Below are 13,290 nucleotides of genomic sequence, written 5' to 3'. Positions count from 1 at the left end.
CGCGCCGCCCGGCTGGGTGTGAGGTGCCTGCTCGTCGCGGACGAGGGCGTGCTGTGGCTGCTGCACGGGCTGCGCGAGCTGGGCGAGTTGCCCGCGCACACCACGTTCAAGGTCTCCGCGCTCGTCGGCCCGGTGAACCCCGCCGCGTACGCGGTGTGGGAACGGCTCGGCGCCGACTCGCTCAACATCCCCTCGGACCTGTCGCTCCAGCAGCTCACCGAGATCCGCCGGGTCAGCGCGGCGCCGATGGACCTGTACGTGGAGGCGCCCGACGACCTCGGCGGCTTCGTGCGGATGTACGACGCCGCCGAGCTGATCCGGCGCGGGGCGCCGCTGTACCTGAAGTTCGGCCTGTCCAAGGCCCCCGGGATCTACCCGTACGGCGCCCACATGCGCGAGACGGTGATCGCCACCGCGCGCGAACGGGTGCGCCGCGGGCGGCTGGTCCTGGACCTCCTCGACCGGCTCGGCGCGGGCGGCGGCATGTCGCCGCCCGGGTCCCGGCTGCCCGGCGACCTGCGCCGGTTCCCCGCTGCCCACTCCCCCGCCTCCGTACCCGAAGGGATCTGACCACCATGCGCACCCCCCGAGCCGCACACCTGCGCACCGCCGCCGCCGTAGCCGCTCTCGCCCTCGCCCTCGCCGCCTGCGGCCAGGACAGCGAGGGCGGCAGCGAGGAGAAGAAGGACTCCGCGGAAGGCGGCACCATCGGCATCGCGATGCCCACCAAGTCCTCGGAGCGCTGGATAGCCGACGGCGAGAACATCGTCGAGGAGTTCGAGGCGGCCGGCTACGAGACCGACCTGCAGTTCGGCGAGGACAAGGTCGAGAACCAGGTCGCGCAGATCGACAACATGATCACCAAGGGCGTCGACGCGCTCGTCGTGGCGGCGATCGACAACACCTCGCTGACGGAGGTGCTGGCCGACGCGAAGGAGGCGGACATCCCCGTCATCGCGTACGACCGACTGATCCTCCAGACGGAGAACGTCGACTACTACGCCTCGTTCGACAACGAGCGGGTGGGCAAGCTGCAGGGCCAGTACATCGTGGACGCCCTGAAGCTGGCGGAGGACAAGGGCGAGAAGTTCAACATCGAGCTCTTCGCCGGCTCCCCCGACGACAACAACACCCGGTACTTCTTCAACGGCGCCATGTCCGTCCTCCAGCCCTACCTGGACTCCGGTCAGCTCACCGTGCAGTCCGGCCAGACGGAGATGAACCAGATCACCACCCTGCGCTGGGACGGCGGCACCGCGCAGAAGCGCATGGACGACCTGCTCAGCGGCAACTACGGCGGCGGGACCACCGTCGACGCCGTCCTCTCTCCGTACGACGGCATCTCCATCGGCGTGCTCTCCGCGCTGAAGAGCGCGGGCTACGGCAGCGGCGGCAAGGAACTGCCGGTGGTCACCGGGCAGGACGCCGAGCTGGCGTCGGTGAAGTCCATCATCGCCGGCGAGCAGACCCAGACCGTCTACAAGGACATGCGCAAGCTCGCCAAGCAGGCCGTGCAGATGACCGACGCCGTGCTCACCGGCGGCAAGCCCGAGGTCAACGACACCGAGACGTACGACAACGGCGTCAAGGTCGTCCCGTCGTTCCTGCTGGACCCGGTCAGCATCGACAGGACCAACACCGACCTGCTGGTCGAGGAGGGCTTCTACAAGGCCGGGGACCTCAAGTGACCGCTCCGGTCCTCGAAATGCGCTCGATCACCAAGACCTTCCCCGGTGTCACCGCGCTCGCCGACGTCGGCCTGACCGTCGCGCCCGGCGAGATCCACGCCGTCTGCGGCGAGAACGGCGCCGGCAAGTCGACGCTGATGAAGGTCCTCAGCGGCGTCCACCCGCACGGCAGCTACGCGGGCGAGATCCTCTTCGAGGGCGAGCCGTGCGCGTTCCGGGACATCCGGGCCAGCGAGGCGCGCGGCATCGTCATCATCCACCAGGAGCTGGCCCTCGTGCCGTACCTGTCGATCGCCGAGAACATCTTCCTCGGCAACGAGCGGGCGAGCCGGCGGCTGAAGGTCGTCTCCTGGAACGAGACGCTGCGCGCCGCCGCCGCGCTGCTGGCGCGCGTCGGGCTCGGCGCGGAGAAGCCGCAGACGCGGGTCGCGGACATCGGCGTGGGCAAGCAGCAGCTGGTGGAGATCGCCAAGGCGCTGTCGAAGGAGGTGAAGCTCCTCATCCTCGACGAGCCGACCGCGGCCCTCAACGACGAGGACAGCCGCAAACTGCTGGACCTCATCCGGGAGTTCCGGGACCACGGCATCGCGTGCATCCTCATCTCGCACAAGCTCAACGAGATCCGGCAGGTCGCCGACCGGGTGACGATCCTGCGCGACGGCCGCACGATCGAGACGCTGGCGGTACGCCCCGGAGGCGGGACCGGGGACGGGGACGGGGACGGGGACGGGGGGCTCTCGGAGGACCGCATCATCCGCGCCATGGTCGGCCGCGACCTCGACCACCGCTTCCCCGCCCGCACCGCCTACCGCGGCCCCGACGCCGGCACGGTCGCGCTGGCCGTCGAGGGCTGGACCGTACGCCACCCGATCGACCACGAACGCAAGGTCGTCGACGACGTCTCCATCGAGGTGCGCCGCGGCGAGATCGTCGGCATCGCGGGCCTCATGGGCGCCGGCCGCACGGAGCTGGCGATGAGCGTCTTCGGCCGCTCCTACGGCAGGTACGAGGCGGGGGTCGTCCGGGTCGACGGCAGGGAGGCCGACGTGCGCACCGTGCCGGACGCGGTGCGGCACGGCATCGCGTACGTCACCGAGGACCGCAAGACGTACGGCCTCAACCTCATCGACAACGTCATGCGCAACATCACCCTCCCCTCCCTCCCCAAGCTCCGCCGCCGCGGCACCGTCGACGCGCACGAGGAGCGCCGGGTCGCCGAGGGCTACCGCACGTCGCTGAACATCAAGACCCCCACGGTCCTGGAGACCGTGGGCCGCCTCAGCGGCGGCAACCAGCAGAAGGTCGTCCTCGGCAAGTGGATCCACGCCGACCCCGAGGTGCTGCTCCTGGACGAGCCCACCCGCGGCATCGACGTCGGCGCCAAGTACGAGGTCTACACCGTCATCGGCCGGCTGGCCGCGCGCGGCAAGGCGGTGGTCCTCATCTCCTCGGAACTGCCGGAGCTGCTGGGCATGTGCGACCGGATCTACACCATGGCCGCGGGCCGCCTGACCGGCGAGGTACCGCGGGCGAAGGCCACGCAGGAAGTCCTCATGCGCCACATGACCACGCACGTAAGGAACGACGGATGAGCCCGGTGACCACGGACAAGCCCGACCCGGCGCCGGCCGCGCCGCCGGGCGGCGGACGCGGCGGGGCGCTCGCCACCGCGCTGCTGAACGCCATGCGCAGCAACGTGCGGCAGTACGGGATGCTCGTCGCGCTCGGCCTGATCGTCGTGCTGTTCCAGATATGGAGCGACGGCACCCTGCTGCTCCCGCGCAACGTCTCCAACATCGTCCAGCAGAACAGCTACATCCTGATCCTGGCCATGGGCATGATGATCGTCATCATCGCGGGCCACATCGACCTGTCGGTCGGCTCGCTGGTCGCCTTCGTCAGCGCCATGGCCGCGGTGATGATGGTCGACCACGACTTCCCGTGGCCGCTGGCGCTGGCGTGCTCGCTGCTGATCGGCGCGGCGGCAGGGGCGTGGCAGGGCTTCTGGATCGCGTACGTCGGCATCCCGTCGTTCATCGTGACACTGGCGGGGATGCTGGTCTTCCGCGGCCTCACGCAGATCGTGCTGGAAGGCCGGTCGCTGTCCCCGTTCCCGAAGGGCTTCCAGAACATCGCCCAGGGCTTCCTCCCGGAAACCGGCCCGGACACGAACTACCACAACCTGACGCTGCTGCTGGGCGTGTGCGTCGGCCTGTTCCTGCTGTGGCAGGAGTGGCGGGACCGCCGCCGCCAGCTGTCGTACGAACTGGACGTGCTGCCGTACCCCCTGTGGGTGGGCAAGTGCGCGTTCATCGTCGCCGCGGTGGTCGTCGCCACCCTGATGCTGGCCAGCTACCGGGGCATCCCGGTGGTCCTGCTGATCATGGCGGGCCTGCTGGTCCTCCTGGGCTACGTGATGCGCAACGTCGTCGTCGGCCGCCACGTCTACGCCCTGGGCGGCAACAGGGCGGCGGCGACCCTGTCCGGCGTGAAGGACAAGCGGGTCACGTTCCTGGTCTTCGTCAACATGGGCGTCCTCTCCGCCCTCGCGGGCTGCGTCTACGCGGCCCGCCTGAACGCGGGCGTCCCGAAGGCCGGCGAGATGTTCGAACTGGAGGCGATCGCGGCGGCGTTCATCGGCGGCGCGTCGATGAGCGGCGGCATCGGCACGGTGTTCGGCGCGGTCATCGGGGGCCTGGTGCTGGGGGTGCTCAACAACGGCATGTCGCTGGTCGGCCTGGGCACGGACTACCAGCAGGTCATCAAGGGGCTGGTGCTGCTGGCGGCGGTGGGCTTCGACATCTGGAACAAACGGAGGGCGGGCTCGTAACCCGGAATCTCCGCCTCCGTAACGTACCGCTCGACAGCCGCGTAACGACCCCGCCGACCACCGGCACCGGCCGCTACGCTCGCCGTCCGGGGTCCACGGCGGACGACATCCACGGGGGGACGGGCGATGGGACGACGGGGATTGCGACGGGGCGTCGCCGCGCTGTGCGCCGGCGCGGCGCTGCTCGGTGCGGCGGGGTGCTCGTCCGGCCCGGACGGCTGGCGGGAGGGGGATGTCAGGCCGGAGACCGCTGAAGAGGCGTGCAGCGGCGTCTCCGCCGACACCCTGGCGCTGCTGCGCATCGCACCGGCGAGGGGAGAGGTCTGCCACTGGGCGTCGGACCGGGCTTCGGGGACCGGGCAGACGCTGACCGTCGGCGTGCGGGCGTACACCCCGGACCGGGAGGACGACGTGACCGCGGCGCAGGCCGCGGCGTCCGACTTCCCTCCCGACGACGTGAGGAGACTCGGCGCCGGCGCGGCCGAGAGCCTGCGGAAGGTGCCGGGACTCGGCGACGGCGCGGTCACCTACCGAGGCGGACCGACCACCCACAAGCTCCTCGTGCGCCAGCGCAACGTCGTGGTGCGGGTCGAGGCCGGTACGGCGAACAGGTTCGACGATGCCGCCACCGTGCCGCCGGCCGCCGCGGACGCCGCCGTTCTGGCGGCGGCCCGGGACGTCCTGGACGCCGCCGGCGTACCGCTGGACGACGGCGGACTGCCCGAGCCACCGGAGCCCGCCGCCGGCGACGTACGGCAGGCGAAGCCGCTGTGCGAGGCGCTGCGTGCCCAGGGGGCGCGGCTCATGCCGGGCACCGAACCGTCGGCCGAGTCACCGGCGGGCGACCAGATCCGCAGGTGCCACTGGCGCGGCGACGGCGACGACCCGGGGAGCCGGCTCTTCGTGGAGGCCGCGGCGTTCGCTCCCAGCGCGCTCCGGGGCCGTGGCGGGGAGGCGGAGGCGGTGTACGCGCTCGACCAGGTCGCGTTCGGCAGCGAGCCGCTGGACGGGCTGGGCGGGAAGGCTCTCGTGCACACGGAGACGGACGACACCAACCTCTACGTCCGCAAGGGGAACCTCCTCGTCAGGGTCTGGTACGTGTCCCCCGGCCCGGCCCCCGACCGCCGCGCCGCGGCGGAATCCGTCGCCCGCACCGTCCTCGCCCAGTACGAATGACTCCCCGAACCCCCCGCCCCGCAGGTACCTGACGTCCCTGCGGGGCGGGGTTCCGCCCGGTCCCGGTCAGCCTCCCAGGGTGTGGGCCTCGTACGACTCCGCCGACCACGGCGGGGCGTCCGCCGCCGGGGTCAGCGTCACCGTGATCTCGCGTTTGCCCGCCGTCGCGCCCGCCGGGATCTGGTACGTGTCGTCCAGCCACCGGCGTTCGGTGTTGCCCAGCGGCTGGAGCCAGTCCGGCAGTCGCTCCCCGTCGACCGACACCGCCACGCGCTGGTACGGCCGCGCCTGGTCGCTGGTGCGGCGCAGTTCCACGCCCTCGTTGCGGCGGTCGACGCGCAGAGTGAAGCTGACCGGTGCCGTCGTGGCGCGGGTGTCCGCCGTGAGCTGCCGCGGGTGCTGCGCGTCGCCGTCGAAGACGGAGTCCAAAGAGGTGACGTCGCCGGGGGCGTCCGAGGTGTAGGCGTGGGCCTTCTCGCTGCGCGCGTCGCCCACGTCCAGGGTGTCGGTCCGCGTGCCGGTCGGCTTCTTCTCGCCGTACCAGTACGCGGTCGTCGAGTAGTCCGCCTCCTTGTCGTTGACGAAGCCGTGCTCGATGTCGAAGTCGATCGACTGTGTGAACGGCACCGCGTCGTGGATCATCAGCCGGTACGTGCCCGTGCAGTCCCGCTCCGCCGCGCAGCCGGTCAGCCCGCCCAGGTGGGTGGGGTTGCCGTTGAAGGGCTGGGTGTAGGTGCCGCGGTTGAAGTACCACCCGCTCTGGTAGAAGTCCTCGGTGCCGGTGCCGTGGAGCTGCGGGGTGCGGGAGCCGTCGACGAAGACGCGCTCGTCGCCCTCCAGGTAGTTGCGGTTCAGCTCGCCGGTCATGGTGTGGGTGACGCCGGTGAACTTGCCGGTGCCGCCCGTGGCCAGGAAGTCCCAGCTCTCCCCCGGCTCCGTCGGCCCGGCGTGGGAGGTGGCGCGGAAGCGGCCCGCGTCGCCGGAGGCGACGGCCTCGGCGTGGGTGCGGGACGCGGCGGCGGTGACCTCGGCGGTGCCCGCCGTGATCGCCGTTGCTGAGCCGTTGTACAGCTCGACCTTCGCGTTCCGCGCGAACGGCATGGGCCACCACGAGGTGAGTACGGGCCCGCCCGCGGCCTCGGCGTCGATGCCGTACATCAGGGCCCGTACGGGCGCGGTCGCGTTGCCGGAGCCGAAGAACTCGCCGAGCGGGGCGTCCACCGTGCGCTCGCCGTCGAAGGTCGCGCGCAGCCGCAGGCCCTGAAGGACGTCCTGGGCCGCGGCGAGTTCGGCGCGCTGGTCGTCGCCGAGGGGGTAGTCGTACGTGCGCACGCCCTCCCAGTTCGGCGAGGTGATGGCGTAGCCGTGGGCGGTCTCGCTCGCCGCGTCGCCGACGTCCATCGTGTCGGTGCGGCGCGTCTCGCCGCCGACGCGGCTGTCGGCCCAGTAGGTGAACTCGTTGACGTCGAGGTCGGAGGAGACGAAGGCGTTGCGTACGGTGATCTCCGACTTCCCGGCGGTCAGTTCGGCGGGCAGCTCCACGCTCTCCTCGGCCCACAGCCCCCCGCCGGCCTGCGGTGTCGGACCCCAGGTGCCGGCCTCGCGGCCGTCGACGTACACCGCGGCGACCTGGTTGGCGATGATCGGGTCGTAGCGGCGGGTGAGCCGGACGCCCTCGTTCGCGGGGTCGACGGCGACGGTGAACTCGCTGCCGCCGCCCGCGCCGTACGCCCGGCCCTCGTCGGTCTCGCTGCGCGGCTTCACGTACCGCACCGTCGCCGGCGGGGTCGTCCGGGTCGAAGGCGGTGACGCCTTCGACGTCGGCGAAGGTGCGGTACGAGACGTGGTGGAAGAGCGGGTTGTGCTCGGTGGTGATGCGCATCGACTCGCGGTACGGCATCGGCACCTCGATGACGACGCCGCCGGACGTCTGGTCGGCGTTGGCGACCAGCGGGCTGACGAAGGGGGCGCCGAGCTTGCCGTCGACCAGGTCCTGCAGCGGGGCGTCGACGACCTTCTCGCCGTCGAGTTCGATGGTGATGCGGCCGGTCCTGGTGACGTCGCCCTCGTCGCGGGTGAACCAGATGGCGCCGATCTCGCCGGCCCCGGCCTGCTCGGCGATGACGCAGCCGGCGGCGGTGGTGCGCAGGCAGGAGTACTTGCCGTCGGTGCCGGCGCTGTCCACCTCGATCTCGCCGTCGAGCCCCGCCTCCGCGACACGGGCGCGGAAGACGGCCTCGGCCATCGGCGAGCGGCAGATGTTGCCGGTGCAGACGAAGCAGACGCGGAAAGGCGGGGGGAGGGGGCGGTCGCTCGTTCGCATGCGCTCCATCCTGCCTCAGCCGGGGCGGTGGCGCCCGGTGCCGGTGGCCGGTTCCTGATGTTCCGGAGTCCGCCGCTCCGCGCCGGTGGCGGGACGGCGGCCCGCCGGCCGCGGCCGCGGTGCTCCGGTGCTCCGGCCCGTACCGCGGTCGCAGGCGTCAGTCCCGGTCGAGCGCCATGCTCGTCGCCCACGACACGATGCTGATCACCAGTCCGCCGAGCACCGCGGTCCAGAAGCCGTCCACGTGGAAGCTCAGGTCCGCCTTGTCCGCGATCCAGGAGGTGAGCATCAGCATCAGCGCGTTGATCACGAGCGTGAACAGCCCGAGGGTCAGCAGCAGCAGCGGCAGCGACAGGAGTTGCACGAGGGGCTTGACGATGAAGTTCACGACGCCGAAGATCAACGCGACCAGCACCAGAGTGACGGCCTTGTCGGCGTTGTCGTGACCGGTCAGCCCGATGTCGGGGATCAGCCAGACGGCGACCGCGAGGGCGGCGGCGTTGGCGAGGGTTTTGATCAGGAAAGTCTTCATGGGTGTGATCGTTCCAGAGGTAGTCGGGAGCACCATGGACGCGGAGGGCAGAGCACGATGAAGGCATTCCGGCTGGACGACCTGGAGGCGGAGCGCCGTGCGAACGACGGAGCGTACCTCCAGTTCCTCCGGGAGCGGAACATGTCGGTGGGCCTGTACGCGCTGGACGCCGGATCGCCCGATCCGCAGCAGCCCCACAGCCAGGACGAGGTCTACGTGATCATGAGCGGTCGCGGCTCCGTCACCGTCGGCGACGAAACCCTGCAGGTCGGCAGGGGCTGCGTCGTCTACGTACCGGCGGGCGTGCCGCATCGTTTCCACCACATCACCGAGGATCTCCGGGTTCTGGTGGTCTTCTCTCCACCCGAGGCGTGAATCAGTCCCTCAGGGTCGCCTCGGGGTTCGTTCCGGGGTGGACCGGGGCAGGGGGCACTCCCGCCCGCCCGCCCGGCGACCTAGCATCGGAGGCACCGGGACAACCCCGGCGTACCCGAGGAGGAATGACCGTGTCCGTGAAAGAGATCACTGCGGGACTGCCGTGGTGGGTGACGTGGGTGCTGATCCCGGCGATCGTGCTGGTGGTCTTCGGCAGCCTGATCATGTGGGTGGTCGGCGTCATCATCAGCCTGCTGTTCAAGGTCCTGCTGGCCGCGGCGCTGATCGCGGGTGCCATCTTCCTGGTGCGGAAGTTCATGAGCGCGTCGTCGTCGAAGAGCGACTGGTAGCCGCCCGCCCCACCCCGCCTCCGGCGCTACCTCCGGCGCCGCCGACCGCCGCCGCCCCGGCGGCGGGAGCGGCCCTCGGGAGGAGCCGCGGCAGCGCCGGAGCCCGTGCCCGCCCAGACTCCCCCCGGTCCCGGTCCCGTACCGGACCCTGACCACGGCTGCTGCCCCTGCCCCTGCCCTTGCCCGGATCCCGGCTCCGACCCGGGTCCCGGAACCGGGCCTGCACCCGCGCCCGGTCCCGCAGGCACCGGCCGCGGCCCCTTCCCCGCCCCCGCCGTCCCCGTCCCCCGGCGGCGGTCGGCCGAGACGACGAGCGCCGCGAGGCCCGTCGTCAGCGGCACCGAGGCGACCAGGCCGATACTGCCCACGAGGGTCCGTACGATCTCCTCCGCGACGAACTCGCTCGTCGCCACCGTGCCGACGCCCTGGTCGGCGATCGTGAAGAGCAGCAGCAGCGGCAGCGCCGCCCCCGCATACGCCAGGACCAGGGTGTTCACCACCGACGCGATGTGATCGCGCCCGATCCGCATCGCGGACGCGTACAGCTTCCGCCACGGCGCCGACGGATCCGCCTGCCGCAACTCCCACACCGCGGACGCCTGCGTCACCGTCACGTCGTCCAGCACCCCGAGCGAGCCGATCAGCACCCCCGCGAGCAGCAGCCCGCTCATGTCGATGTCCGGGTACTGGGTGTGGATGAGCCCCGTGAAGTCGTCGGTGTTCCCCGTCAGTTCCGACCAGCCGATGAACAGCGAGCCCAGCAGCCCGATCAGCAGCAGCGACGCCAGGGTGCCGAGCGCCGCCACCGACGTACGCACGTTGAAGCCGTGGCACAGATAGAGCGCGATCAGCATGATGGCACTGCCGCCGACCACCGCCACCACCAGCGGGTTCGACCCGTCGAGGATCGCCGGCAGGATGAAGAGGATCAGGATCGCGAAGCTCACCGCCAGCGCCGCGAGCGCCGCCAGCCCCCGCAGCCGCCCCACGACGACCACCGCGCCCGCGAACACCAGCGCCAGCGCCGCCATCGGCACCGTACGCACCACGTCGGAGACGGCGTACTGCAACTCGCGCGGCGCCTTCGGCGAATAGGAGACGACGAGTTCCTGCCCCACGTCGTACCGCCGGGACGCGTCCGGTGCCACGACCTCCGTGAACGTGCGCCCCGCGTGCTTGCCCGACGTCACCTCGATCGTCGCCTGCTCGCACACCGCGTCCTCGTCGGGCCGCGGCTCGTCCGCGTCGCCACCGCCACCCGGCGGCCCCTGCTCCTGGATCTGCGCGCCCACGTCGGCGCACTTCCCCTCCTCGACCTTCGTGACCTTCGCCCGCTGCCGCTCCTGGTCGAAGCCGATGCCGCTGCGCTCCCCCGCCGGCTCGTCGCCCGGCCACAGCGCGATCAGCCCGGCGAGCACCGCCAGGGCGAACGGGACGAGCACCGCGGCGATCACCGTACGCAGCCGGTGCGAGGCGGGCGGGGCCGGGGCGCCGCCGTGGTCGTGGGAGTGGCCGTGCGAATGTGTCACGGCCAGATCATCGCAGGAGCCGCCCCGGGGCCCCCTTCCGCGCCGGGACGTGCGGCGGCTAGCGTAGGCGGCGAACTGCACACCGCGGGAGCTCGGAGCACCGGGCTGAGAGGGCGCTGACGGATCCGGAACGGACCGAGGCTGCGCCGACCGCCGAACCTGTTACCGGGTAATGCCGGCGTAGGGAGTGGGTCTCCATGACCGTTTCGGATGCACGTACGCCCGCCACCGAGAACGCGGACTCCGCGGACTCCGCGGCGATCGGCTGGCACAAGGACCACGTCGAGCACCCCGCACGGCCCGACATCAGGGTCCCCGTGCGGCGCGTACACCTCACCAACGGCCGGGACGTGACGCTGTACGACACGTCCGGGCCGTACACCGACCCGACCACCGACACCGACGTACGCCGCGGGCTCACCCCGCTGCGCGACAACTGGATCATCGCCCGCGGCGATACCGAGGAGTACCCGGGCCGCCCGCCCCGCCCCGAGGACGACGGCCTCAAACACACCACCCCCCGCGGCGGCCTGCGCAACCTCGACGCCGTCTTCCCCGGCCGCCCGCGCCAGCCGCGGCGCGCCCGCGGCACGGCCGTCACGCAACTCGCGTACGCCGGACGCGGGGAGATCACCGCGGAGATGGAGTTCGTCGCCCTGCGCGAGCGCGTCGAGCCCGCCTTCGTACGCGACGAGATCGCCGCCGGCCGCGCCGTACTCCCCGCCAACGTCAACCACCCCGAGTCCGAACCGATGATCATCGGGAAGAACTTCCTGGTGAAGGTGAACGCCAACATCGGCAACTCCGCCGTCACCTCCTCCATCGAGGAGGAGGTGGAGAAGATGACGTGGGCCACCCGCTGGGGCGCCGACACGGTCATGGACCTGTCCACCGGCCGCAACATCCACACCACCCGCGAATGGATCCTGCGCAACTCCCCCGTCCCCATCGGCACCGTGCCGCTCTACCAGGCCCTGGAGAAGGTCGACGGCCGCGCCGAGGAACTCACCTGGGACGTCTACAAGGACACCGTCCTCGAACAGTGCGAGCAGGGCGTCGACTACATGACCGTCCACGCCGGCGTCCTGCTGCGCTACGTCCCGCTCACCGCCCGCCGCAAGACGGGCATCGTCTCCCGCGGCGGCTCCATCATGGCCGCCTGGTGCCTCGCCCACCACCGCGAGTCGTTCCTCTACACCCACTTCGACGAACTGTGCGAGATCCTCGCCGCGTACGACGTGACGTTCTCCCTCGGCGACGGCCTGCGCCCCGGCTCGATCGCCGACGCCAACGACGAGGCGCAGTTCGCGGAGCTGCGCACCCTCGGCGAGCTGAACCGGATCGCCAAGTCCCACGGCGTACAGACCATGATCGAGGGCCCGGGACACGTCCCCATGCACAAGATCAAGGAGAACGTGGACCTGCAGCAGGAGATCTGCGAAGAGGCCCCGTTCTACACCCTCGGCCCCCTCGCCACCGACATCGCGCCCGCCTACGACCACATCACCTCCGGCATCGGCGCGGCGATGATCGCCTGGTGGGGCACGGCGATGCTCTGCTACGTCACCCCGAAGGAACACCTGGGCCTGCCCGACCGCGACGACGTCAAGACCGGCGTCATCACGTACAAGATCGCCGCCCACGCCGCGGACCTCGCCAAGGGCCACCCGGGCGCCCAGGACTGGGACGACGCCCTGTCGGACGCGCGCTTCGAGTTCCGCTGGGAGGACCAGTTCAACCTGGCCCTGGACCCGGACACGGCCCGCGCGTACCACGACGCGACCCTGCCGGCGGAGCCGGCGAAGACCGCGCACTTCTGCTCGATGTGCGGCCCGAAATTCTGCTCGATGAAGATCAGCCGGGACATCACGGAACGCTTCGGCTCCGACGACTCGACGGAGCTGAGCGCCGAGGAGATCGAACGCGGCATGCTGGAGAAGTCCCGGGAGTTCGCAGACGCGGGCAACCGCGTGTACCTCCCGCTGGCCGACTGACCCGGCAGCGCACGGACGGCCCGCGACCTCCGGGAGGCCGCGGGCCGGCCTCCGTCCCCTGGGACGATCGGTACGCTCCCGCCACTCCCCGTCGTCCGCAGACCGCGCGCGGCCGCCCGGCGATGAGTTTCCCCCCTGCCCGGAGTCTGCAAGGAGGAGAGAGGGAGGCCGGAATGCGCAATCCGATTCGGCTGTACATGTCGATGTCGCTCGACGGCTACATCGCCGGCCCGGACGACCGGCCGGGCCAGGAGCTGGGACGAGCCGGCGGACGCCTGTTCAACTGGCTCGACGACCGCGAGTCCGACGGCCCCAGCGGGCAGGTCTACCGCGAGGCGCTGGCGACCGGCGCGGTGATCTCCGGGCGTCGGACCTTCGAACTCGCCGGGCGCTGGCAGGGCGACCACCACGACGGCGTATCGATCTACGTCCTCACCCACCGGGTCGACGACGGGGATGTACCACCCGGCCACGCGCGCTTCGTCACCGACGT

11 protein-coding genes and 3 pseudogenes are annotated in these 13,290 nt (G+C 71.3%); 9 read left to right on the top strand and 5 right to left on the bottom strand.

The genetic code is table 11. The features are described 5' to 3' along the window. The 5 genes and pseudogenes from H5J30_RS06440 to H5J30_RS06420 all read left to right on the top strand — a co-directional run. A pseudogene (locus H5J30_RS06440) lies at window positions 1–570 on the top strand (U32 family peptidase); the annotation flags it as partial. A gap of 5 nt (window positions 571–575) precedes the next feature. Beyond that, a complete protein-coding gene (chvE, locus tag H5J30_RS06435) occupies window positions 576–1,688 on the top strand; it encodes a multiple monosaccharide ABC transporter substrate-binding protein (RefSeq protein ID WP_181786187.1) in 1,113 nt (370 codons plus the stop codon). Continuing rightward, complete coding sequence (gene mmsA / locus H5J30_RS06430; RefSeq protein WP_181786186.1) at window positions 1,685–3,280, top strand: multiple monosaccharide ABC transporter ATP-binding protein; 1,596 nt, start codon at window positions 1,685–1,687, stop codon at window positions 3,278–3,280. The genes chvE and mmsA overlap by 4 nt, the downstream gene beginning before the upstream one ends. Further along, on the top strand, window positions 3,277–4,518 hold the full coding sequence (gene mmsB, locus H5J30_RS06425) for a multiple monosaccharide ABC transporter permease (protein WP_181786185.1): 1,242 nt from the start codon (window positions 3,277–3,279) through the stop codon (window positions 4,516–4,518). The genes mmsA and mmsB overlap by 4 nt, the downstream gene beginning before the upstream one ends. A 126-nt stretch (window positions 4,519–4,644) precedes the next feature. Beyond that, entirely contained in the window at window positions 4,645–5,694 is a 1,050-nt protein-coding gene (locus H5J30_RS06420) for a hypothetical protein (RefSeq protein WP_181786184.1), read from the top strand. Window positions 5,695–5,760: 66 nt separating this feature from the next. On the opposite strand, the gene H5J30_RS06415 is transcribed toward H5J30_RS06420, so the two are convergent. The 4 genes and pseudogenes from H5J30_RS06415 to H5J30_RS06405 all read right to left on the bottom strand — a co-directional run bounded on the left by H5J30_RS06415 (window position 5,761) and on the right by H5J30_RS06405 (window position 8,549). Then, complete coding sequence (locus H5J30_RS06415) at window positions 5,761–7,458, bottom strand: glycoside hydrolase family 172 protein (protein ID WP_220188594.1); 1,698 nt, start codon at window positions 7,456–7,458, stop codon at window positions 5,761–5,763. Between the two features lie 76 nt (window positions 7,459–7,534). After that, a pseudogene (locus H5J30_RS37855) lies at window positions 7,535–7,879 on the bottom strand (glycoside hydrolase family 172 protein); the annotation flags it as partial. Further along, window positions 7,856–8,026, bottom strand: a pseudogene (locus H5J30_RS06410) (arsenate reductase/protein-tyrosine-phosphatase family protein); the annotation flags it as partial. The pseudogenes H5J30_RS37855 and H5J30_RS06410, both read right to left, overlap by 24 nt. Before the next feature lie 148 nt (window positions 8,027–8,174). Then, window positions 8,175–8,549 (bottom strand): phage holin family protein, encoded by a 375-nt coding sequence (locus H5J30_RS06405; protein WP_181786183.1) that lies wholly within the window; start codon window positions 8,547–8,549, stop codon window positions 8,175–8,177. Between the two features lie 57 nt (window positions 8,550–8,606). Here H5J30_RS06405 and H5J30_RS06400 point away from each other — a divergent pair, with 57 nt between their 5' ends. Further along, the gene (locus tag H5J30_RS06400) at window positions 8,607–8,924 is read left to right on the top strand and encodes a cupin domain-containing protein (RefSeq protein WP_018838751.1); all 318 of its coding nucleotides are present in this window, start codon (window positions 8,607–8,609) and stop codon (window positions 8,922–8,924) included. 137 nt (window positions 8,925–9,061) lie between these two features. Continuing rightward, the gene (locus H5J30_RS06395; RefSeq protein WP_181786189.1) at window positions 9,062–9,274 is read left to right on the top strand and encodes a DUF5326 family protein; all 213 of its coding nucleotides are present in this window, start codon (window positions 9,062–9,064) and stop codon (window positions 9,272–9,274) included. A gap of 26 nt (window positions 9,275–9,300) precedes the next feature. On the opposite strand, the gene H5J30_RS06390 is transcribed toward H5J30_RS06395, so the two are convergent. Further along, a complete protein-coding gene (locus H5J30_RS06390) occupies window positions 9,301–10,803 on the bottom strand; it encodes a YibE/F family protein (RefSeq protein ID WP_181786182.1) in 1,503 nt (500 codons plus the stop codon). 197 nt (window positions 10,804–11,000) lie between these two features. Here H5J30_RS06390 and thiC point away from each other — a divergent pair, with 197 nt between their 5' ends. After that, window positions 11,001–12,797, top strand: a complete 1,797-nt coding sequence (gene thiC / locus H5J30_RS06385; RefSeq protein WP_220188592.1) for a phosphomethylpyrimidine synthase ThiC — start codon at window positions 11,001–11,003, stop codon at window positions 12,795–12,797. Window positions 12,798–12,970: 173 nt separating this feature from the next. Further along, window positions 12,971–13,290, top strand: a 320-nt coding sequence (locus H5J30_RS06380) for a dihydrofolate reductase family protein (protein ID WP_374100948.1), incomplete at its 3' end; no start/stop codon positions are given.

The organism is Streptomyces phytophilus (assembly GCF_013870535.1).
GTDB lineage: Bacteria > Actinomycetota > Actinomycetes > Streptomycetales > Streptomycetaceae > Streptomyces > Streptomyces phytophilus.
The sequence above is the reverse complement of the archived record's forward strand: the minus strand, read 5'-3'. Positions and strand labels throughout refer to the sequence as shown.

Excerpts from the sequence above, each read along its gene's own strand:
- chvE (WP_181786187.1), top strand. The coding sequence starts at position 576 with ATGCGCACCCCCCGAGCCGCACACCTGCGCACCGCCGCCGCCGTAGCC.
- mmsB (WP_181786185.1), top strand. The coding sequence starts at position 3,277 with ATGAGCCCGGTGACCACGGACAAGCCCGACCCGGCGCCGGCCGCGCCG.
- H5J30_RS06420 (WP_181786184.1), top strand. The coding sequence starts at position 4,645 with ATGGGACGACGGGGATTGCGACGGGGCGTCGCCGCGCTGTGCGCCGGC.
- H5J30_RS06405 (WP_181786183.1), bottom strand. The coding sequence starts at position 8,549 with ATGAAGACTTTCCTGATCAAAACCCTCGCCAACGCCGCCGCCCTCGCG.
- H5J30_RS06400 (WP_018838751.1), top strand. The coding sequence starts at position 8,607 with ATGAAGGCATTCCGGCTGGACGACCTGGAGGCGGAGCGCCGTGCGAAC.
- thiC (WP_220188592.1), top strand. The coding sequence starts at position 11,001 with ATGACCGTTTCGGATGCACGTACGCCCGCCACCGAGAACGCGGACTCC.